Consider the following 23,683-nt stretch of genomic DNA (forward strand, 5'->3'; position numbering starts at 1 on the left):
CTGTAATTCAGTTTTCCCCTTTTTTATACCTTACTTATTTCTAACCTTTATTCTCCCCTTAACATCCCTTCAATTTCATCTAAAATTTCAAAAGGATGTTTAAGTTTTTCTAGTTTTTCCTCATTGGTGTGTCCAAATAGATCATGATAACCAAGAGAATCACTTAATTTCACTACTCTGGCATCCAGACTGGCTCTTAAATCCGAAAGTTCTATCTTTTCCAAATCTTTTCCCTTGTTAGTAGCGTATAAAAATATCCTGTCATCCTGATCCAAAAACGCTCTTTTTATATACTGTACAGATTCATCCATAAACTTTTTTTCTACTATAAGTTCTTTTTTTATTAGATGCATTTTCTCCCCCTACACTTGTATTCTCTACCTTTATATGTAATAATTTTATTTTTGCTCTTAATATAATTGATTATTAGAATGATATAAATTATACCATCTGAACTACCATAAGACAAATGAAAAAGAGCGTTTTCAAACATTGATGTTATCAGAACAATCTTATTTTTTCCTAACCGGCTCCTGCCTTTCCTCATCTTTTAAAAGTGAAAAATTTATATGACAATATCCACTTGGATTTTTCTCTAAATATTCCTGATGGAACTTCTCAGCATCATGAAACTCATCTAATCTCTCTACCTCTACAACTATAGCCTTTGAATAACTGTTCCTCTGATCTTCTATATATTGTTCTATAGCTTCTCTGTCTTCTAACTCCATATAATATATCCCCGTTCTATACTGGGTACCGATATCTCCCCCTTGTTTATTCAATGAAGTAGGATCTATTATTCTAAACAGATGATTTAATATCATCCTTAATGGTAATATCTTTTCATCATACTCCAAATAACATGCCTCTACATGCCCTGTTTTCCCAGTACAGACCTCCTCATAGGTAACCTCTTTCGTTATTCCATTGGCATAACCTGATTTAGTAGCCAAGATTCCCTTTACTCTTTTAAAGTAAGCTTCTACACCCCAAAAACATCCACCTGCCAACACTATTTTCTTCATCAAAATCACCTCCTAATATAAGATATACCACAAATTTCATATAATAAAAACCTCCCATCTATACAACAGTATAGTTAGGAGGTAATAATTTTTATATATTTGATATTTTTTTACAAGTTCTAACTAATTGGGCAGTGTAAGACATCTCATTGTCGTACCAAGCCAAAACTTTTATTATCTGATGCCCGTCTACTGTCATAACAGTTGTACACTGTGCATCAAACAAAGATCCATAGTGCATCCCTATGCAATCTGAAGAAACGATGGGATCCTCTGTATATCCCAATGTTTCGTTAGCGGCTTCCTTCATCGCTCTATTAATATCCTCTGCTTCAACAGTCTTTTTTAGTCTAACCATCAGGTCTACACAAGAACCTGTTACAGCAGGAACTCTTATGGCTGCCCCTCCTAATTTTCCATCCAGATGTGGAATTACTTTACCTAAAGCTGTTGCTGCTCCTGTTGTTGTAGGAACCATATTTCCTGCTGCTGTTCTACCTCTTCTTGAGTGGATTCCTTTTTTGTGAGATCCATCCAGGGTATTTTGATCGTTTGTAAAGGCATGAACCGTTGTCATATATCCTCTGATTACTCCAAATTCATCATCTAAAACTTTTACAATTGGAGCTAAACAGTTTGTTGTACAAGATGCTCCCGATATTATCGTTTCGCTTCCATCTAAGATATCATCGTTTACATTATATACAACTGTTTTCATATCTCCAGAAGCTGGTGCTGATATAACTACTTTTTTTGCTCCTGCATCTATATGAGCCTGTGATTTTTCCTTTGAAGTATAAAATCCGCTACACTCTAAAACTACATCTACATCTAATTTTCCCCATGGTAAATTTACAGCTTCCCTTTCTGTGAATACAGCTACTTCTCTTCCATCTATCATTATATTGTTCTCAGTATGCTTTATTAAATCCTCTTTGAACCTTCCCTGAGCAGTATCATATTTTAATAGGTATGCCGCTGTCTCCGCCCCACTCATACTATTTATTGCCACTACTTCAAATTCGGGATTATCTTCCATCATTCTTAACGCTAACCTTCCAATTCTTCCAAAACCATTTATTGCTACTTTTACTGACATGCTTCCCCCTTGAGAATATATTAAAATTTTTCACATCTCAATATAACCCGTTTCCACCACAAAAGTCAACAAAAAGATGAAAAAAAGATCATTTTTTCATCTTTTTATGAGCAATTATTGTACACTTATATCGGAAAAATGATTTTTTGTTAAAAAAATTTGAAATTGTAGATTTCAAATAAAGAAAAGCCATCCTAACTGTAATAGTCACACACTTAGGAGGGCTTTTCTTTTATATTTTTTTAGGAAAGAAAAAACGAAAAAAATTTATTATTTTCATTTTATTATATTCATCAGACATAAGTTTCCTTAAAAATTTTTATTTTTTTCTTACATATCTTAATTTTTTGATCGATTTATATACTTAATTCTTCTATAAAATTTCCATATAATAAATATAGTATAAAATATATTTATATGTTATACTTATTAATGTGGATGTTATATTATACAAAAATATGTTTTAGTTCGTAAAAAAGATAGGATTTTTAATAAAAAAAACCTTCCTCAGTTAATAGATTGTACCTCTAATAACTGGGAAGGTTTAATTAAATTGAACTATGTCCAATCAACTTGTAGATTAGATTAAGCTGCTACTGAAACAGGCTTTCTAGAATCTCTTAATAATTTAATAGCTGTATATAATACTACTGCTATAACTACTTTAGTCAAGATTGCTATAGATAATCCTGTTACTAAGTAAGCAGCAACAGTTACTCCTATAACACCAAATATAATATTCATTAAAGTTGCTTTTCTATTGTAAGCTCCAGCTTTAATAAACTTTACACTTCCTGCCGGCATAAGGTATGCACAAGATCCCATCATAATCGGAAATGCTACTAAAGGACTTAAACCTAGAGCATATACTAAAGCCATACAAGGTGCATATAGACCTATTCCTAAAGTCATTAAAACTCCTAGTATAAAGTTTCCTACTACAGCTATAACTAATTTAATTCCAGTTAGTCCTACGGCTGTTCCTCCACCTTGGATTAATCCAAATTGTTGAGCGACCATTATACATACCACAATTATTAATGCTGATCCCATGTATAGCTGCACTTTTTTCTCATCTAATTTAGATACAAAACCTGCTCCAACTATAGCACCTAAAGTTGCTGCTACTAACATCGATATCAATGTTATCGGTTCAACTTCAACTTTTTTTATAAATATAAAAGCTTCTGCTATTACAGGAATAGTCATTGCTGTATTTAAAGTTCCTGGTAAAATTCTATCATGAACCAAGTTAAACTGCTTAAAAAGTGCCGTCATCGGTGCAAATCCACCAATACCTAAAGTATCAAAGAAATTTACCCCAAAACCTATTCCTGCATGTGCTGCTGTACTGCCTTCATCTACCCCAGCGTTATTCATTTTAAACTCTTTGTAATCTTTAGCAAAAACAACTAAATACCAAATAGCCATAATTCCTAAAATCCCCAGTAATATTTGTACCATAATTTTTTCCTCCTCTTTGATTTTATTTTATTTTGTTACTTTTTACTTCAGTGAGAATCCGTATTTCAATGGATCTGTTGGATCTACATATAAATGGTTTACTCCAGTAATGTATGCACTTGCTGTAATTTGTGGAGTTACATATTTTACTCCGTCTTTTTCAGAAGTTTCTAATATTTCACCGATAAATTTAGTTTCAATTATACTTTCATAAACAAATCTTTCCCCTTTTGCTAACTTTCCTTTTGTAAATAAAGTAGCCATCTTAGCACATGTTCCTGTTCCACAAGGTGATCTGTCTACTTGACCTTCTCCAAATACCACTACATTTTGTAATGTCGCATCTTCACTCTTTGCCGGTCCATACATCTCTACTAAATCAATTGTCTTAATATGATCTAATTCAGGATGCTTTACTGTAATTTGCTCATTTGCAGCTTTTAATATTTTAACACCTAATTCGCATAACTTATTTGTATTAGCCGGGCAGATATCTAATCCTAATTGAGACGCTTCTAATATAGCGAAAAAACTTCCTCCAAACGAAACATCTAAAGTAAGCGTTCCTATTCCATCTACATCTATTTTAACGCCCTCTTTATGTAAAAATGCCGGTACATTAGTAAATGATACTTCTAAAGCTTTCCCGTCTTCTACTCTAACTCTACCCTTTATCAATCCTGCAGGAGATTCCATTGTGATATCTGTATATGGTTCTGTAACTTCTACCATTCCCATCTCAACTGCAACTGTCATCGCACCGATAGTTCCATGACCACACATGTTTAAGTAACCTCCTCCGTCCATGAAGATTATTCCTAAATCAGCTTCATCTATTGTAGGAGTTACTATGATTGATCCAAACATATCAGCGTGACCTCTAGGTTCATGCATAGCTAATGTTCTTACATCATCCAAGTTTGATTCTAAATAACTCTTCTTTTCTGCCATTGTTTTTCCAGGGATTTTTGGTACTCCACTGATGATTATTCTAGTCGGTTCTCCCATTGTGTGTGAATCTACAGCTATTATCTGTTTGTTGATTTTCATTCTTTGTTCCCCCTTCTTATTTTAAGCTTTAACATTGCCAAAGCTTTTTTTGCGTCTAAGTAAGTCATGTTGTTTTCTCCAACAACTTCTGTTTCAATACCATTTTCGTTTTTATTTATATCGACTATAGTATCCATATATTTATTTTTAACTACAAATTCTGCCTGTGTTCCCACAAAACTCATTCCAACTACTGGTATTTCTCGTTCACCGATCTCTCTCATGGTATTTTCATAATCAACATGACTATTTCCCCATCCATCCAGTGAAAAAATAACACCATCAGCTCTCATAGCTTCAATTAAATTTGCAGCTCTTTTACCTACAAAATTTTTCTCTTCATTTAATTGTGGAGTGCCCACTAATATTATTCCCAATAGATCTATATCCGAATCTTTAGAAACAATATCTAATAATGGATCTCTAAAATGATGCAGTGTTGTTTCCTTTGTTGAAGGTCCAATTCCCATAATAATTCCTCCTAATGCATAGCCTTAATAGCTCCATCCCTATATTCGTTTGGAGTTAATAGTACAGGCATATTGTATAATTCAATTATAGATTTTCCTCCTGAAAATCCAGACGGTTCTCTAGAAAAAAGTCTTGTATCATACATAGCTCCCTGTCCTGCAACTTGCTTTAGTATAACTACTTTTTTAGCTCCTGGTTTTATCTCGTCAAAAAATTCACATACTTCTGTGCAACTTCTACCATTTAAATTTTTTAATTTTTTTCTTATTCCTTGAATAAGATCATCACATATTTCATGGCACTGGTCTATTCCTTCTCTTGTTTTAGCTCCACCTGATACTAGAGTTAAGTCTAAATGAATAATTATATCTGTATCTCGAGGAGTTCCTGCCCTTCCAAATACTACTTGCTCCGATAATATTCCTTCTGAAGATCCGAATTCTGCAACCTGGACTCCATCTTCATCTACACCTGTTATCATAACGCTTACACCTGTTAATGTATGGGTTATTCCTTCACCTATGTTCCCTAATACCTTTGTTGAGATAGGAATAAAATCCATAATAGAATTAACAAACTTATCTTTTTCATTTGGTTTTATTATTTCGATCTTCAATTCTTTCACATACTCTAATCCACATTTTATCTCCGAAGTTTTGAATTCATCCCCTAGAGATAAAACATGATTAAAGATTGAAGTGGCTTCCGAAAAAACCACTTCTTCTATGTGAAAAGCTTTTATTTGCAATTTACGCCTTTTTAAGCTCTTCATATCTTACTCCTTTAAAAACCCTACTTATACCTTTGCGATATACTCGAATGGTAATGGTACAATTTTACCTGGTGTTTGTATTTCCACTAAGTTTTCTAAAGTTGCCTTTAAAATCTCTAGTTGCATCTTATGATCATTTGGTGCTCCTGCATTGGCTCCCATTGGTACATTTGGTGCTACTGCTCTTGGTGTTCCAGTTTGTCTTACAACTGGTGGTAATGCTGCTACAATTATTGTAGGAATCCCCGATTCCTCAATCGCTCTCTGTACTAATACAGCAGAACGGTGACAAGTCCCTCAGCCAGCAGTTAATACTACAGCGTCTACTCCGTCTTCTTTAAATCTTGCAGCGATGGCAGGACCAGTTTCATTTTTAAATTTCTCTTGGTTTCCACCTCCACCCATGAATCCAGCGTGAACATTAGCCACACCTTTGATGTACCCATCTTTTACTAACTCATTTAATGGATCCACTGGGAACATACAGTTAACGTCTTTGTTTACGTCTCCGTTGTCATACCCACCATGAGATACCATCATATCAGATGTAGGTGCATCTCCTGGAATAAATCTATATGTGAAATCTCCAGCAAAATTAAATCTTTCTTGTGATTTTAAATGTACTCCTGCTGCAGTTGCTAAACCTATTTTCATTTCATTTAAAGGCTTAGTTACTGGCGTCCAAACAGACTTAGGAGTGATCGGTACAAATATTTCAGATTGCATACCTTTTATTGCCATTCTATTTTCCTCCTCTTTTATTTTTCTCTAAGTTACTTACATATTTTTCATTTACTTCTCCAGACATTACTTCTGGAAAACTCATATTAAATTCTACTTCTTGACCTACTTTCAGGTCATAGTCAGTAATTAACATTCTCATAGGAACAGTTAAATGCCCTAATCTACCTTTTAAGTCCATAGATACGCCACCTTCAGATAGCTTTACTATAACTCCTTGCATCTTTATTAATCTATCTCCATATTTCATAATTAAAACCTACTTTGTTTTTAATTTTTCTGTTCTTTTTTCACTCATAGGGATAGAAGTTTCATTTAAAACTCTGTCTATTTTTGTTCCTAAGTGAGCTTCTACAGATTCTAAGTTTAACTCTTTAACGTTTGGATTCCACTTTCTTTCAGGTCCTTTAACTTCTGAACCGTCCATAGCTGACTTTAACATTCCAAGAGCTCTTAAAGCGTCCTCTTTACATAAAGTGTTACAAGCAAGTACTTCGTTTTCAATTCCTTCTTCAGACTTGTTGTTATCTACCATGTATTCCATATATTTATTTCCTACAACTAATGCACCTTGAACTGCAGAGAATGACATTCCTACTACTTTCATTCCTCTCATTCCGATTTGCTCAATGTGACTTGCGAAGTCGATATGGTTATTTCCAAATCCTTCAGTTGTTACGATAGCTCCGTCTACGTCTAAAGCTTCAACAGTCATACCTAATCTCTCAGATACATAGAATTTTTCAGCGTTTACTTGTGGACTTCCAACAAATATAACACCACATAAATCTACTTCAGGGTCGTTCATAGCTTCAATTACTAATGGCTCTCTATAGTAATGTCTAGAACATTCTTTTGATGCAGGTCCGATACAAGTTAATGCATGAACTCCTCCATCTAATACTTCTAATGGAGATAAAACGATTGGTAAGTTTCCTAAGTCAACGTTTGGTCTTCCACCCATGATTCCTGCTGGTTCAGTTGGTAAAATGATGTTGTCATGCATTGCACCTTGTCCCATGATTTCCTTGATTACTACTACTTTTTTCTTTCCAGGTCTTCTGAATTGAACTAACTCTTCAGTTTCTGTTACTAAAGTTTCGTCAGCTTTCTTTAATACATTTCTGATCTCTTGAGTGATGAAATCACTTGCTGAATGTGCAGCTAATGGACCAGGTCTTTCCATGTTTGTTCCAGCTTTGATTGTAACTGTAGTTTTGATGAAGATATCCCCTTTATCAGGTGATCCAGGTCTATTCCACATGATGTTTTCAGACAAGATTCCTTCAGATGATCCGAATTCTCCTATTTGTACTCCATCTTCGTCTACACCTGTTACCATTACGATAACACCGTCGATTACTCTTGTAGTTCCTGTTCCTAAGAAGTTATCTTCTTCTTTTGTAGCTATTGGTTGAACGTCCATGATTGTCTCACTGTAAGTGTCATACTCAGCTGGAGTAATGATCTCTACAGTCATAGCTGTTACTAATTCTTGACTTTCTACAGCTTCAGGAGCTATATCTTTTCTTACAGTAAGAGTCGTTCCCTCTATCTTAGTTTCGTCTCCGAATACTACGTTTTCTATTTTAAAATGCTTTTTAGTTAAAGTTCTTAATTTTTTTTCAGGTAATACAGCTGCATTTTCAGTAGCTGCTGCAGTTTCTTTTACTTCTACAACTTGTGCAGCTGGTGCAGTTGTTGCTGAAGTAGATGCTGCTTGAGTTCCAAACATTGGGATTTCTAAGTTGATGTCTTTCCCTTCACCTATGTGAATTTTTAACATTCCACCATTTAATGATGTTGTCATTGGAGCAGGAGCTGCAGCTTCAGTAGTTGCTGTTGGTGTTCCTACTATTTCTTCCTTAACTTCTTCCTTTACCTCTTCAGTTTGAACGTTTAATCCCTCTAACATATCAGCTGTTAATGGTGTTAACGCTTCTGCGGTTTTAATTAATTTTGCTCCTAAAACCTCACCGATTTTTAATGTATTTTCATCAAATTTTAATAACCCTGACTCTTCTAAGTCGAAGAATATTGCTGGGTCCTCTAAGTTTGAAGGCTCGATTATTGTTCCAGCCTCAAATCTACAACAACTTACAGCGTGATCCATTGCATGTTCTTTTGCAGTTTCTACAGTGATTGACATTTTTCCCTCCTGATTTTCTTTTAAGATTGAATCAACATAAAAGTTAACTCTATATATATATAATTTATTTTTTCTTACTTCTATAAATTTTGTGTCTTGCACCACGAAGTATGTGGTCTGTGCTATGATATACAGGTACTCCCAACCTAGGAGCTACAGTCATTACTGTATTCGTTCAGTCTTCACAAGTTCCTGTTATTATTACTTCTGCACCTTGACTCTTTAAAAACAATACTTTTTCTGCTTGCCCTGGACAAATTCCCGGCTTATCGCATCTGTATCTTCCATTAACTTCTACCATCCTCTTACACTTGGCTTCTGCTACTACTTCTCCACCCATACCGTGAGCTATTTCGGTTAATCTTTCCTCACCAGCTCCACATTCACAAGCAATTATTCCGACTTTTCTCGTATCTTTTGGATACGGCATTGCCACTAATATTCCACCTGTAGTTTTAGTTATTGATGTATCTTCAGTTATAGCGCTTCCAGTAAATGGACCTCCAGCAACTATTTCTCCGTAAGGAAGTATATAGCCACCACTTTTTTCAATATATTCTTTTACAGTTGCTCCAATTGGAACATCTGAGAAAACTTTACCTTTTTCAGCATTTACTACTCTTCCACCTACTGTAATATCTTTGTCGATGACAGGTTTTCTATCTTCTACAGCCAACACTAAGTTCTTTAACGTTTCTACATTAAATACTACAGCATTTGCTTTAGATGGTAGTTCTCCTGGTTGCAATTCAATTCCCAGAACTTCTCTGACAATTACTCTTTCATCTCCAGCAGGATACATATTTGGTAACCATTTTATCTCTATATTTTCATAGTTTTTCAAAACTTTACCAATAGCCATGGCAGCTTTAAGATACTTAGGCTTCATAGCAATATAACCCATCTCAGATCCTGTAGATTCCATGGCATATTTAACACCTTTTACTACAATTTCCGGATTTTTTTCCATTAACTCTACATTATGAGATAATACAGGTTCGCACTCAGCAGCATTGGCTAGTACATAACCTCCATTTAATTTTGTAGATAATTTAACGTGACTTGGGAACCCTGCCCCACCTGATCCTACTATTCCTGCTTCAAATGCATATTCAGAAATACTTTCACATTCTTTTATTTTTAAATGATCATTTGAATTTTCTTCGGTTTGTTGAATCTCTATATAAGAATCGGTTATTTTTTTCACTACACCGTTCACACTTGAGTGTATTTTACATCCTAATGAAATTGGTTCAGCTATACACTGACCTCTTTTCACTTCATCATCTATCTCTACAATTGATTTAGAAGGAGCTCCTACAGCCATTTTCAGAACAAACTTGAAATTTTTCATACTCATTAAATTTTCACCCCCTTAAATTTAAACATCCTATGTTTATACCCCCATTTTTTCATCTAAGTGAATCTTTGCACAGTTATATATTCACATATTTTTTATATTACGTCAAGAATTAATTAGAATATTTCAAAAAAAAAAATACACCTCTCCTAGAGTCCAATAACCACAATAAGTGTTCTGTAACAGATTAAAACATTTTAATTTTTGATGATTTAGATATAGTTTTCACATCAAACCTTTTGTCAAAAAAACAAGGGATCACAGCTTGTGATCCCTTGCACTATTTTCTTCTATTTCCTATATAATCAGCCAATTCCATATGCCATTTTGCCTCGTCTCCAAAAACATCAAACATTATTTGCTTGGCTTTTTCTACTTTTTCAACCAGGATTTCCTTAGTTTTCTCCATCCCAAAAATTGAAGGATAGGTAGATTTCAATAGTTCCCTGTCGCTTCCCACTGGTTTTCCAATCTCCTCAAAAGTTCCCTCGATATCCAAAATATCATCCTTTATCTGGAAGGCTAACCCAATTAATTCTGCATATTTTTTTAAAACTTCCCTTTTCTCAGGTTCTGCCCCTGCAATTATACAAGCGCATTCTATGGGCAGCATCAATAATTTCCCTGTTTTATGGGTATGAATATATTGCAGTGTGGGAAGATCTATCTCTTTCTCCTCAGATTCTATATCCACCATCTGTCCGCCAATCATCCCATTTACCCCTGCATAATCAGAAGTTAGTTTAACCATCTCCACTACTTTAGACGGTTCAAGATCTTCTCTCGTTATCAAATTAAAGGCATGGGTTAGGAGTGCATCTCCTATTAATATAGCTTCTGCCTCTCCAAACTTTTTATGAGTTGAAAATTTTCCCCTTCGATAATCATCGTTGTCTAAAGCCGGCAGATCATCGTGAACCAATGAATAAGAATGGATCATCTCTATAGCTACACTCATAGGCAGCCCATTTTTCTCCTGAACTCCTAATAGATCCAATGTCATCAAAAGTAAGATAGGTCTCAGTCTCTTTCCACCATTCAATACAGAATATTTCATCCCATCAGCTATAACTTTTGGATATTTTATCTCATTTAGGTATTCTTCAATAACCAGATCTACCAGTGTCCTTCTTTCCTTTAAGTATTCCTTCATCATTCCCCTCCTACTCAAAATCTTCTACTATTATTTCACCATTTTTCTCCATTACCTTCTTTACTTTTCCCTCTGCTTTTTCCAGTATAGCACCTGATTTAGTCAACAATTTCATTGCTTTTTCATATTCTTTCATGGATTCATCCAAATCCATCCCGCTTTCTAATTTTGATATTATCTCATCTATCTCACTTATATTTTCTTCAAAAGTATTTGCTTTTGCCATCTTCTATGCCTCCTCTTCTACTATTTTCCTGTATTCCTTAAAATCATATCTTTTCTCTATTTTTTTTAACAGATCCAGCTTTTTTTCTATATCCCGTCTATTTTTTATACGAGTTATATCTTTCTCTATTCTTTCAATATAATTATATCCTAAATTATACATTAAAACCAGTTTTGACAGTTCAATACTACCTTTTAGAGATAAAATCTCAAGATCTTGATCTTTTAATATATAACCTTTTTCTAAAAATAACTTCATCCCTTCCACATAATTATTTTGTATTATATTCATCATAGGAGTAGTTGTCCCTGCTGCATAATCCAGATCTGCACCTTTCTCTATCAACATCTTCATTATCTCATAGTCTTTTGACAGTCCTGCTGATATAAGGGGTGTGGTTCCTTCTACTTCCACATCTAACTTTACATCTTTATCCAGCAATGCTTTAATCATAGGTTTATTTCTATAGACCACCCCATAATAAATAGGGTTATGCAGTTCAATATCTGTCCCTTTATCTATTAAATATTTAAATATATCAAACTCATCTTCTGCTATAGAGTAGATTAACGGAGTAATTTTCAACTTGTTTTTTTCATCTGAGACCTCTCCTAATTCAGCACCACTACCTACCAATAATTTTACCATCTCCAGGTCTTTATTCTTTATGGCTATGATTAGTGGAGTCAGACCATCTTCAGATTTGACCTCTATATCTCCTCCTAACTGAATGATTTTTTTCATATTTTTTACCTTCTTGTGTTCACATGCAAGGAGTAACAAATCATCTAATTTAGGTTTCTTCTTACACTTAGATATATATTTTTCTACAATATCTCCGTCATCTAAAATGGATATAATGGTTTTTATATTCAATTGACTGGAATAATTTTCCATCAAATAGTTGATTCCATTTTTTCCTCCATCTATATGGTAGAGTTTGATCAATAGTTTGGTAGGAGATTTTACACTATGTTTTTTTGAATCTTTACTTTTAGACTTAAATCTATCCTTTAATATTACCAAGATATCCCCTATATTTTTTTGCTGTTTCCTCATTATATATTTTTTATCTAAATTTTCAAACTCAACTAAGGAAAATTTCTTAGAATTTATTTTTTTATCCGATAAAACTCTCACTTCATTAGCTATATCCAAGGCTGCATCATTCTTTTCCAACTCTTGCTTCAGCCTTTTTATTAGTGGGGTTACCTCTGATTTAATTGCGTATTCAAAACTTTTTTCTAATTCCCCCTCCATCTCAAATAATTGTGAGAGTTTTTCATAATTTTCACTTTTTTCATAATATTTTTTTGCTGTTTCATAATATTTTTTTTCAAATGCGTAATCACCAATCTTATCCGTTACTACATATTTTTCCAGACAACGAGATAATGAATCATCGTTATTTACAATATACTCTATAGTTTTCTCATCATTATGCTCATTAAAGAATTCATCGGCTGCCAATTCATCTTCAGCTTTCTTTATATATTTTTTAGCTCCTGCTTTTTTAAATGCAGCAATTGCTTCTGAAAATAATTTTTGACTCAAAAATTCTTTTCCCTCTTTTAAAAAATCTAATTCTCCACTTTTTAAAGTAAAATCTCTCTTTCCTTCAACCGTCATAGGAATCAAATAGCTTTTTAACTCCTTTAACAGGCAGACCTCTTCATTTTCTTCCATAAGGAGAAGTCTTTTTCTAGCACGAGTTAAGCCTACATACAGCAGATTAAAATAATATCTGTAGAGCTGATTTGTTTTAGCCCTCCCAGAAAAAATAATCTCCCAATATTTTTTTAACTCTGTTGCAAAGTTATAGAGCACAACCGAATCAAATTCCAGCCCTTTTATATCCTGGACTGTCAGTATTTTATTTGCTATTTTGGGTAATTCCATCCTCAGAGCTTCTTTAATTTGATTAGTTGGAACTAAGATTATAGCTGTATTTTCCTCCAACTTTTTCAAAAAGTCGTTGTCTTTTTTATAGATATATATGTCTTCTCCTTCTAATATCGAAGCTTCCTTATAATCTTCTCCTAACTTTCCGATATATTCTCCTCTGAGATCACTCAGTTTATTAGCCAGATCCACTATTTTTTTTTGGCTTCTGTAATTTTTCCCCAGCTGTTTCTCTATATATTTTCCCTTGTAAAACAATGACTTCACCCTGGAAAAACTAAAATAAGTTGGGTTTATTATCTGATGAATATCTCCAGACAGCAATAAATTTTCTCCGTTTTTTACCAATTTTTTCAGCATATATATCTCAATCTCAGTTAAGTCCTGTACCTCATCACAGATTATACAATCAAAAATTTCTTTCCCCCTCAACGTCACCCTTCGTGCCAGATCATTTTCATCCATATAGCCTCTTTCAGTGAGCCAGCTCTGGTAAATAAGGGTGATTTTGTATATCTCTTTTCTTATCTCTTCCCTATAGACTGTATATTTCTTATTCAGCACCAAATAATCTTCCCGGGGTATAAGTTCTTGTTTTAAGTCTCTATCCCAATTCCCTGCCCCCTTGGCTCCCATACTTCCCTTTATTGTTCCCCTGATTTCCTGGTATAACTCCAAATGTTCAATACCTTTAGGAATACTTGGATTATATTCATAGATAAATTTTTCAAAGATTTTCAATCCCACGGGTTTTTCCTTCAGTTGTTTTTCATACAACTCCTCCAAAGAGTAAAATTCAACCATCTTTTCACAACTAGGATCTCTAAACTTTTCATACATTTCATGGGCTTTTTCCTTTAAAGGCTGGGTAAATGTTATATATCCCACCTTTAAATCCTGCCGTTCCTCCAATTCCAGAGTTTTCCTGATGGCCACTGTAGTTTTACCACTTCCAGCACTTCCCTTTAAAAACAGTGGAAATTCACTGTTTAAAATTTCATACTGCTCATCATTTAGATAATAATATGTGTATTCATCCTCATTTTTAATAAATTCCAAAAGATTTTCATCAGAAGTGATCTCATATACTATCTTTGAATTTATTTTATTGTATATAATATCTAAATCTTCCTCTAACCTTTCACTTGAGCTTTCATAATTCTTTTCGATCTCTAATTTTTCGACCTTTAAACTTTCAATTTTATTTTGACGCATTCCGCTTTTTACTGCCAGATCATGAGTTGAAAACAACAGCAGTACCAATACTTTTTCTCCATATCCTGCCCGTTTAATATCTTTAAATTCAAATAATACCCTGTCGCCGCTATTTACCCTGAACTCATATAAATTTTCCCTGAGTTTCTTAACCCAAAATCCTTTGGGTATCTCAAATATCTTTTTTTTGTTTTTCGATATTTCCCTATAAAAATACTGTATCCTCTCTTTAACCTGCTTTATCTTTTCCTTAGGTACATTCTTAAAAAAATCCCCAGTTATTAAAAATCTCATATGTAAATACTCCTAATTTTATGTCCTTATCTCTATTATACAATACTAAACTATAATATATATTTTAATTTTTAAATTTTATGATAAACTATATTACAATAAAATTTAACCTCATCTATTATTAGATCTTTAACTTTCTTACACAATAAATTCAATAATAGATTTAATAATTTTTAAACCGATCCTAACATTATTAGGCTCACTATAAATATATAATGGGAGTTGTAAGTATGAAAAAATTTAATTTTATCACTTTGATATTTTTTATCTCTATAAAAAGTTTCTCTATATCCTTTTTAGATCCTGCAGTTAATCGACTCATGATCTATATAGACAAGGATGGAGCCAATAACTATGCATTTATCCGGGGAATGACAGAAGAGCATGAAAAAAAAAGGGAAAAGTTTATTTCCCTTGGATTTGCCGCATCAGCCATTGAGCCGCGATTAAATGATAAATCTTCCTATTCCACTGTAGTCCCCTTAATAAATGCTAAATACAATAATTTTTATACATTTGGAGGTATCTATAACGGATATACCTTCTACGAAGGCAATAAATTAAATTTAAATTTTACTGCTGAATATAGATTTGCCGGTCATACAGATGAAGATTTTAATTCTTATCTGAAGGACATTTCCGATGAGGATAATCCTGTCATGATAGGGGTTGGAGGCAGTTACCAAGTTGGTTATGTTCTTTTAACTGGTGGAATCGATCATAACATTCGCGGAAATAGTGATGAAAATACTGCATCTATAGGAATTTTAGGAGGTATCCCCTTTAAAAAATTTATTGTCCTTGGTTTTTTAAGCTATGAGATGATGAGTAACTCCTATACCAACCGATATTTCGGTACCTCTATATCTGCTGATTTTGACATTCCATCTCATAATATAGATGGATTTGGCAGTGCTATAAGATTCACCACTGTAATAGCCTATAGTCTGAGTAGAAATGTTGATTTATTTTCATATTATTATATCGAAGCCTTTTCAGACAACATAAAAAAAAGCCCCCTTATAAAAGGGAGCAATTCCAGTATGATAGGTTTAGGAGCTACCTATACTTTCTGATTTTCTAGTTCTTTTTACCTGAGTTCCATGCAGGTATTAAAAGTAGCATAGCTATTATCGCTGAAGCTATTAACATCATAAAATATACGTTCCATGAATAGTTGTCCAAAACATATCCTACACCTAATTCAGAACCTGTGGCTCCTATAAAGTAACCAAATAACCCTGTCCACCCTGCCGACATTCCAGCACTGTCATCTTTGGCAATATCCACCGCTGCTATACCTATAGCTGCTACCGGGAAATAGATTAAAGCCCCTATTAATGAGATTGCGATATTTATTATTATCATATTGTCGGTCATCCAATAAGTTGTTACTAATACTGCTGACAATAATAAACATAACATAATTAGAGGTGTTCTTCTACCTTTGAAAACTTTATCAGATATCCATCCCAATAAGATAGTCCCTGGTATTGCTGCAAATTCAAACATGAAAAATGAGAATCCTGCATCCTTCATATTAATCCCCTTGTATTGAACTAAGTACACAGAGATCCAGTCCAACGTTCCATATCTAAGAAAATAGATAAAAGCATTTGATAGTGCTAAAGACCAAAGAACCTTATTTTTTAAGATGTCTTCTATAAATATTTGTTTAGAACTTCTCTTACTTTTAATCTTTATTTCTTCCTTTACAACTTCACCATGATACTCCCTTACAGATGGTAACCCCAATGATTCAGGTTTATCTCTCAAGAATACCATCGTCAAAATACCTGCTATTATAGATATGATTCCTGGTAGGAAAAATAGTCCTCTCCAGCTTCCTGAAAACATACTTACTCCTATTATTACTACGAATGGAATCAGCATAGCCCCTACATTATGAGCAGTATTCCAAACAGACATCCATGTTCCTCTCTCCTCATCAGAAAACCACACTTTCATTGTTTTTCCACATGGAGGCCATCCCATAGATTGAACCCATCCATTTATAGTCCAAAGAACAGTAAAAGCCACAATACTATGAACACTTCCAAACATAATATTCACTATCCCTGCTAAAATAAGTCCGAATCCCATAAAATATCTGGGGTTCATTTTATCTGATACTCCCCCCATAATAAATTTTCCGAATCCGTAGGCTAAAGGCATCCCAGCTGCTATAGCTCCAACTTGCAGTTTAGTATATCCCAGTTGTTCAATCAAGTATGGTTTTGCAAATGAAAGGTTTTTTCTTGTTATATAAAAAATTGCATAACCTACAAATATTGTAATAAATACCTGCCACTTATATCTGGTGTATTCCTTATCTACATTTTTAGTGTCAACACCAATGACTCCTCCTACCGATTTAAAAAAATTACTCATCTTTCTTTCCCCCTATATTTTTTCCCTTCTTACTTTGTCAAGTTATTCTCAAAGCAATATTTCAAAAAAAAATAAAAGAGAGGACTAGCTAATCAGCTAGTCATCTCCTCCTCTCTTTTTCTCTTCAGGATATTTAATTTACATATATTTATACCGCATACAGAACATTTTGTCAACAAATAATATTGTGATTTAATTATTTTAATACTAAAAATAACAAATAAATAACACTTTTGACTAAACAATTCTTAAATAAAATAAAAAGTACAGTTGTTTTCTTATAAAATATGTTTTTCTATGAATAAGAAACATTCTACCAAAAAATCAAAAAGAGGAAAGCCTTTACAAAACTTTCTCTCTCTTTTTTCAGATATCTATAGATCTTTATCTAGTATAAAAACTCAATTCTTTTTTACCGTATCTTCTCTCATCAGCCTTTTTAAATTCAGCTACAGTTTCTTCCATATCTTCTAATATATGGTGTTCTGCAATTATTAATCCATTTTCAGCTAATATCCCAGTTTCAGATATCTTTTCAATTACCTTGGTACATACGTTATCTTTGTATGGAGGGTCTAAAAATATAATATCAAATTTTTCTCTTTTTTTCCCTAAAATTGTAATAGCTCTTAAAGTTTCGTTCTTATATGCTCTGCACTGATCTTCAAATCCTAAATTGTTTACATTTTCTATGATCACTCTAAGTGCATCTTTTTCCTTCTCTATCATTACAGCTCTTGAAGCTCCACGACTTATTGCCTCCAAAGCTATATTCCCGGTTCCACTGAATAGATCCAATACTTTCGCACCATCTATATATGGAGCAATCATTGAAAACAATGATTCCTTTACTCTATCTGTAGTTGGTCTGGTATCAAATCCATCTCTACATTTTATTCTTTTTCCCTTAGCACTTCCTGCTATTATTCTCATATTTTCATTACCTCTTTCTATATTTTTATTTCTATAATCTTTATCCTAATCATACACCAGTTATCCGTATAATTAGTATATAAACATGGCATCTCCAAAACTAAAGAATTCATATTTTTCTTTTACAGCTTCCTCATAGACACTAAACATAAAGTCTTTTTCAGACAGTGCCGAAACCAGCATAAGCAGTGTCGACTTAGGCAGATGGAAGTTTGTAATCAATGCATCTACTATTTTAAACTCATACCCCGGATATATAAATATCTCTGTATCCCCAGAAGTTGCTGTTAATTGACCGCAACTGTCGGTAGCTGATTCCAATGTTCTTACAGAGGTTGTCCCTACTGCAACTACCCTTCTCCCTTCTGCCTTTGCCCTATTTACAACTTCTGCTGTTTTTTCCGGTACTTCAAAAGTTTCAGAATGCATCTTATGTTCTAATACATTTTCAGTTTGAACAGGCCTGAATGTTCCCAGTCCGACTTCTAAATATACATCTACTATCTCTACACCTTTTTCGGCTATTTTTTCAAATAATTCCTCGGTAAAATGAAGTCCAGCAGTAGGAGCAGCTACCGATTCACCTTTTTCGGCATAAACAGTCTGATATCTATCCCCGTCTTCTAATTTTTCTGTAATATATGGCGGTAATGGCATCTGTCCTAATTCATGGATGATCTCCTCGAAAACTCCATCAAAAGTAAATTCCAAGATTCTATTTCCATCATCCTTTACCTCTTTTAGAGTAGCCTTTAATTGGCCATCACCAAATATTATTGTCTGATCTAACTTTAACTTTTTAGCACGTCTTACCAAACATTCCCATCTGTTTAATTCCAATCTTTTCAGTAAAAATACTTCCATTACTGCTCCACTTTCTTTTTTTCCTATAAGTCTTGCAGGAATTACCTTGGTGGAATTTCGAACCAGTACATCTCCCTCATTTAGATAGTCTAAAACATTATAGAATTTTTTGTGCTCTATCTCTTTTTTAGTTTTATCTACAACTAATAATCTAGAATGATCCCTGGGCATTGTAGGAGTCTGTCCTATCAACTCCTCCGGCAAATGATAGTCGTAATCTGACAGTAATATTTCCTCTTTAATCTCTTTTTTTTTCTTCTCCAATTTCTATACCTCTTTCTTATTTTGTTTGTAACATCTTCCATAATTCTGAATCTGTAGATAATATCACCTTAGTTTTATTATCCATAATCTTCTCATAGGATTCCAATGTTTTCATAAATTTATAAAATTCAGGATCTCTGTTATATGCATCTGCATATATCTCCAATGCTTTTGCATCTCCTTCACCCTTTAATTCCTCGGATTTCCTATAAGCTTCTGCCAATATTATAGTCTTTTCCTGGTCAGCTTGAGAAGTGATTTCCAGTGATTTTTCCCTTCCTTCAGCTCTATATTTTTTAGCCTGCTGATTTCTTTCCGCTTCCATCCTTTTATAGATATTCTGTTCATTTTCTTTAGGAAGCTCTACTCTTTTTATCCTTACATCTATTATTTTAATCCCTGAAGATTTGGCTTTTTCCCTGCTTTCCTCAGTTACATTTTCCATAATGATATCTCTTTTGGAAGATATTATTTCAGACAGAGTATATTTTCCCATCTCTCTTCGAAGTTCAGAATATACAATGTCATCTAATCTGGCCTGGGCTCCGGCTGTATTTTGTACACTCTGTAAAAACAATAGGGGGTCTGCAATCTTCCATCTGGCATAGTTATCTATTACTATACTTTTCTTTCCTTTAATTATAATTCCCTTAGGTGCTGCATCATAGTTTAACAACCTTTTATCAAAATATCTAACATTATCAATAAATGGAACTTTTCCATATAATCCCGGTTCCGTTACTACTCTTTTTGGTTTTCCCAATCTAATCACAACGGCATTTTCAACTTCTGAAACTTGAAATAAAGATGTAGATGATACTATTACAACTATTGCTAGAATACTAATTATTAGTTTTTTCATTAGCTTCCACACCTCCTCCAATTAAGTTTATTATACTTCCTTTTAATTCAGGATCCACTATTATTTTTTCAATACCCGGCATTGTTTTTTCCATAGTTTCCAGATACATCCTTGTTTTTGTAACCTCTTTACCCAATGAATATTTTTCACTTAATTTTATAAATTTAGCTACATCTCCCTGGGATTCTTTGATTCTTTTTTCCTTATAAGCTTCTGCTCTATTTATCATTTGAGATGCCTGTCCACGAGCATTTGGAATAATATCGTTCCTATACCCATTAGCTTCGTTTATAAACCTGGCTCTATCCTCTCGAGCATTGGCTACCTCTTTAAAAGCTTGCATAACTTCTTCTGGTGGTCCTACATCCTGCAGCTGCAACCCGATTATAAGTATTCCGGTTCCATAACTCTCTAATATTTCCTTTAATTTTTCACGGGTTTCCTCTTGAATTCTCTCTTTTCCAACTGTCAGAGTTTCCTCTATCCCCTTACTTCCAACAACCTGCCTAAGGGCAGATTCAGATGCACTCTTTATCGTTTCATACTGGTCTCTTACATTGAATATATAATCTTTTAAATTACTGATCTTGTATTGAACACTAAAATCTACATCGATCATATTTTCATCACCTGTAAACATCAATGATTCCTCTGGAATATTTTGATATCTTGCAGGCGGCCCAGCCTCAATAGTTTCAAATCCTATCTCTACTCTATAGACTTTAGTTGTCTTTACAACATATCTTTTCCCAATTGGGCTGGGGAAATACCAGTGCATTCCAGGTCCTACAGTTTTAGAGTACTTTCCAAATCTAAGAAGTACTGCCTCCTCATCTGGTCCTACTTGATAGATACCAGTTCCTAAAAAAACAAGAAATAATATTACTATTATTCCACCTAATCCACCCTTTATATGGTTTTTCGATGATTTTCTTCCTCCCCTGGGATCTTCATCCCTTGGCGGTTCATTCTGATCATTTCTTTTTTCATCCTTACCATAAAATATTTCCCTTATAAACCGTTTAACATCTTCTAAATCGTCAAACCTTATTTCTCCCATAGTATTCCCCCTTGACAGCTTTAAACTGTCTAATAATGGATAATTAAATTACAAAACCTTTTGAAAATACAAATAACAATTAGAATAAATCAAATTTATTTTATCTGTTAAGTTTTCCAATTACCATTCTTTCATGTTCTGCATAATCATAATATACTTCTACATTTAAAAAATCATTTTTTTCCATTATTTTTTTTACTGCTTCCCCTTGATTATATCCAATTTCAAAAGCCAGATACCCGCCTTTAACTAAATGATCAGGAGCATTTTTAGAGATCTCCTCATAAAAATATAGGCCATTATTAGGAGCAGTCAGAGCTAATTTAGGCTCATATTTCAAAACTTTTTCCTCTAAGACTTCATATTCATAGTCAGGTATATATGGTGGGTTAGAAACTATCAAATTGAATTTCTTATATTCTACAGCCCTTAATATATCAGACTTAATAAATTTTACATTGGCAGCATTATTTTCTGCCTTATTTTTCTTGGCTACATTTAGAGCTCTCTCACTGATGTCCACACCTAAAACCATGGATTTAGGGAGTTCCTTTCCTAAAGTTATCGATATAGCCCCACTTCCACTGCCTATATCCAATATCTTAGGTTCTTCTATCTCATCCATTAATTTTATACATCTTTCTACCAATAATTCAGTTTCAGATCGTGGAATGAGTACCGATTCATCTACATAAAATTTATACCCATAAAACTCCTCAAATCCTAAAACATATTGGAGAGGTCTCTTATTTTTTCCTATCTCTACCAGCATCTTTCTAATTTCTTTTTTTTCTGCTTCTGTTATTTCTCTCTCAAAATTCAGGGTCATCTCCATCCTGGAAACTTTTAAAATATAACTAAATACATGTTCTGCATCTAATTTTGCTTCTTTAGACCCATGTTTTTTTAGATATACTATACTCTTAGTTAAAAGCTCTAAAAATTCTTTCCTGTAATTTTTTTCAATCTTATCCCTATCTAAATCTGTAACTATTTTATCACTTTCACTTTTTTCATACTCTATCTTCTCTTCCTTCAGGAGTTCATCAAATCCAATTTTTTTCTTTATCATCTGTAATATATATCTTTTAATCTTAACCCTCTCATCATCTACGAGGGGTCTGTCATATTCTGCATAGAGCAGTATCCTGTCGATGGATAAAACGTGAGATATTACCTTTTCTGCCTCTAATCGAGGTTTAGAAAAGGAGTATTTTTTAAAATACTCCTCACTCCATCTCAATATATCGAGTAGATTTTTCATTAATCTACCATACTTTGTAGTTGATCTGCTTGGTCAAATGTGATTAATCCATCGATTATCTCATCTATGTCTCCATCTAAGATATAGTCTAACCTATGAAGAGTAAGTTTGATTCTATGATCTGTTACTCTTCCTTGTGGGAAGTTATATGTTCTAATTTTTTCAGATCTGGCACCAGTTCCTACTTGTAACTTTCTATTTCCTTCAACTTCTGATCTTTGTTTTTCAACTTCAGATTCAAACAATTTAGCTGCTAATAATTTCATAGCCTGCTCTCTATTCTTTAATTGTGATCTACCATCTTGACATTGAACAACCGTTCCAGTAGGCATATGAGTGATTCTTACTGCCGAGTCTGTAGTGTTAACGTGCTGTCCTCCTGATCCTCCTGATCTATATGTATCTATCTTAAGGTCAGATGTTTTGATGTCAACTTGTGTAACGTCATCTATTTCAGGTAAGATAGCTACTGTAATTGTAGAAGTATGGATTCTTCCTGACCCTTCTGTAGCAGGTACTCTTTGTACTCTATGTACTCCTGATTCGAATTTTAGTCTAGAGTAAGCTCCCTGCCCTTTGATTAAGAAGATTACCTCTTTTAATCCACCTACACCAATTTCATTCTTTTCCATTATTTCTATCTTCCATTTTCTTCTTTCTGCATATCTACTATACATTCTGAAAATGTCCCCGGCGAATAAAGCAGCCTCGTCTCCACCTGCTCCACCTCTTATCTCTACGATTACGTTTTTATCGTCGTTAGGGTCCTTTGGAAGTAATAATATTTTCATATCCTCTTCCATCTCAGGTAATTTTTCTTCAATCTCTGATTTTTCCTCTAACATCATCTCTTTCATCTCGTCATCTTTTTCATCTTTTAAGTTTTCTTTGATGAATTCTAACTCTTCTAAGTACCCTCTGTATTCCTTGTATTTCAATACAATCTCTTCCATATCATTTATAGCTTTATTGTACTCAATCATCCTCTTGTGATCTGTCGCTACTTCTGGAGTTGCTAATAATGCATTTAATTCATCATATTTTTTTGCCACTTCATCTAATTTTTTAAACATCTATTCATCCCTTCCTACAACTTTATTTTTTTACAATATCTATTGTTC

At 33.6% G+C, this 23,683-nt stretch carries 22 protein-coding genes; 1 reads left to right on the forward strand and 21 read right to left on the reverse strand.

Annotated features, from left to right (window positions below; genetic code table 11):
* Positions 1–47: 47 nt before the first annotated feature.
* From NRK67_06315 to NRK67_06380, 14 genes are all read right to left on the reverse strand, one after another.
* Complete coding sequence (locus NRK67_06315; GenBank protein UUV19116.1) at positions 48–353, reverse strand: hypothetical protein; 306 nt, start codon at positions 351–353, stop codon at positions 48–50.
* 159 nt (positions 354–512) lie between these two features.
* On the reverse strand, positions 513–1,028 hold the full coding sequence (msrA, locus tag NRK67_06320) for a peptide-methionine (S)-S-oxide reductase MsrA (protein ID UUV19117.1): 516 nt from the start codon (positions 1,026–1,028) through the stop codon (positions 513–515).
* A gap of 91 nt (positions 1,029–1,119) precedes the next feature.
* Entirely contained in the window at positions 1,120–2,127 is a 1,008-nt protein-coding gene (gene gap, locus NRK67_06325) for a type I glyceraldehyde-3-phosphate dehydrogenase (protein UUV19118.1), read from the reverse strand.
* A gap of 585 nt (positions 2,128–2,712) precedes the next feature.
* Positions 2,713–3,591, reverse strand: a complete 879-nt coding sequence (locus tag NRK67_06330; protein UUV19119.1) for a sulfite exporter TauE/SafE family protein — start codon at positions 3,589–3,591, stop codon at positions 2,713–2,715.
* A gap of 42 nt (positions 3,592–3,633) precedes the next feature.
* Positions 3,634–4,641: a proline racemase family protein gene (locus NRK67_06335; GenBank protein UUV19120.1), complete on the reverse strand. Its 1,008-nt coding sequence runs from the start codon at positions 4,639–4,641 to the stop codon at positions 3,634–3,636.
* Complete coding sequence (locus NRK67_06340; GenBank protein UUV19121.1) at positions 4,638–5,111, reverse strand: glycine/sarcosine/betaine reductase component B subunit; 474 nt, start codon at positions 5,109–5,111, stop codon at positions 4,638–4,640. Before NRK67_06340 ends, NRK67_06335 begins: the two co-directional genes overlap by 4 nt.
* 11 nt (positions 5,112–5,122) lie before the next feature.
* Entirely contained in the window at positions 5,123–5,884 is a 762-nt protein-coding gene (gene prdD / locus NRK67_06345; GenBank protein UUV19122.1) for a proline reductase cluster protein PrdD, read from the reverse strand.
* Positions 5,885–5,908: 24 nt separating this feature from the next.
* Complete coding sequence (gene prdB, locus NRK67_06350; GenBank protein UUV19123.1) at positions 5,909–6,625, reverse strand: D-proline reductase (dithiol) protein PrdB; 717 nt, start codon at positions 6,623–6,625, stop codon at positions 5,909–5,911.
* Between the two features lies 1 nt (position 6,626).
* Positions 6,627–6,875, reverse strand: coding sequence for a hypothetical protein (locus tag NRK67_06355; GenBank protein ID UUV19124.1), 249 nt, complete (start codon positions 6,873–6,875; stop codon positions 6,627–6,629).
* A 9-nt stretch (positions 6,876–6,884) separates the two neighbouring features.
* Positions 6,885–8,774 carry a D-proline reductase (dithiol) proprotein PrdA gene (gene prdA, locus NRK67_06360; protein UUV19125.1) on the reverse strand — a complete coding sequence of 630 codons (1,890 nt, stop codon included), beginning with the start codon at positions 8,772–8,774 and terminating at the stop codon, positions 6,885–6,887.
* 64 nt (positions 8,775–8,838) lie between these two features.
* The gene (gene prdC, locus NRK67_06365) at positions 8,839–10,128 is read right to left on the reverse strand and encodes a proline reductase-associated electron transfer protein PrdC (protein ID UUV19891.1); all 1,290 of its coding nucleotides are present in this window, start codon (positions 10,126–10,128) and stop codon (positions 8,839–8,841) included.
* A gap of 286 nt (positions 10,129–10,414) precedes the next feature.
* Positions 10,415–11,287, reverse strand: a complete 873-nt coding sequence (locus NRK67_06370) for a polyprenyl synthetase family protein (GenBank protein ID UUV19126.1) — start codon at positions 11,285–11,287, stop codon at positions 10,415–10,417.
* Between the two features lie 10 nt (positions 11,288–11,297).
* The gene (gene xseB / locus NRK67_06375) at positions 11,298–11,513 is read right to left on the reverse strand and encodes an exodeoxyribonuclease VII small subunit (GenBank protein UUV19127.1); all 216 of its coding nucleotides are present in this window, start codon (positions 11,511–11,513) and stop codon (positions 11,298–11,300) included.
* 3 nt (positions 11,514–11,516) lie between these two features.
* On the reverse strand, positions 11,517–14,924 hold the full coding sequence (locus NRK67_06380) for an ankyrin repeat domain-containing protein (protein UUV19128.1): 3,408 nt from the start codon (positions 14,922–14,924) through the stop codon (positions 11,517–11,519).
* Positions 14,925–15,154: 230 nt separating this feature from the next.
* Between NRK67_06380 and NRK67_06385 the strand changes: the two genes are divergently transcribed.
* Complete coding sequence (locus NRK67_06385) at positions 15,155–16,000, forward strand: MipA/OmpV family protein (protein UUV19129.1); 846 nt, start codon at positions 15,155–15,157, stop codon at positions 15,998–16,000.
* 4 nt (positions 16,001–16,004) lie between these two features.
* Here NRK67_06385 and NRK67_06390 read toward each other — a convergent pair whose 3' ends face one another.
* The 7 genes from NRK67_06390 to prfA form a co-directional block, all read right to left on the reverse strand.
* Positions 16,005–17,315 carry an MFS transporter gene (locus tag NRK67_06390; protein UUV19130.1) on the reverse strand — a complete coding sequence of 437 codons (1,311 nt, stop codon included), beginning with the start codon at positions 17,313–17,315 and terminating at the stop codon, positions 16,005–16,007.
* Positions 17,316–17,699: 384 nt separating this feature from the next.
* Positions 17,700–18,269, reverse strand: a complete 570-nt coding sequence (rsmD, locus tag NRK67_06395; GenBank protein UUV19892.1) for a 16S rRNA (guanine(966)-N(2))-methyltransferase RsmD — start codon at positions 18,267–18,269, stop codon at positions 17,700–17,702.
* A 51-nt stretch (positions 18,270–18,320) separates the two neighbouring features.
* Positions 18,321–19,343: a tRNA preQ1(34) S-adenosylmethionine ribosyltransferase-isomerase QueA gene (gene queA, locus NRK67_06400; protein UUV19893.1), complete on the reverse strand. Its 1,023-nt coding sequence runs from the start codon at positions 19,341–19,343 to the stop codon at positions 18,321–18,323.
* 49 nt (positions 19,344–19,392) lie between these two features.
* The gene (gene hflC, locus NRK67_06405; protein UUV19131.1) at positions 19,393–20,238 is read right to left on the reverse strand and encodes a protease modulator HflC; all 846 of its coding nucleotides are present in this window, start codon (positions 20,236–20,238) and stop codon (positions 19,393–19,395) included.
* Entirely contained in the window at positions 20,219–21,298 is a 1,080-nt protein-coding gene (gene hflK, locus NRK67_06410) for an FtsH protease activity modulator HflK (GenBank protein UUV19132.1), read from the reverse strand. The genes hflC and hflK overlap by 20 nt, the downstream gene beginning before the upstream one ends.
* Before the next feature lie 100 nt (positions 21,299–21,398).
* Positions 21,399–22,562, reverse strand: coding sequence for a peptide chain release factor N(5)-glutamine methyltransferase (gene prmC / locus NRK67_06415; protein UUV19133.1), 1,164 nt, complete (start codon positions 22,560–22,562; stop codon positions 21,399–21,401).
* Entirely contained in the window at positions 22,562–23,635 is a 1,074-nt protein-coding gene (gene prfA / locus NRK67_06420) for a peptide chain release factor 1 (GenBank protein UUV19134.1), read from the reverse strand. The genes prmC and prfA overlap by 1 nt, the downstream gene beginning before the upstream one ends.
* Positions 23,636–23,683 lie beyond the last annotated feature (48 nt).

The sequence above is a fragment of the Fusobacteria bacterium ZRK30 genome (assembly GCA_024628785.1).
Classification (GTDB): domain Bacteria; phylum Fusobacteriota; class Fusobacteriia; order Fusobacteriales; family Fusobacteriaceae; genus Psychrilyobacter.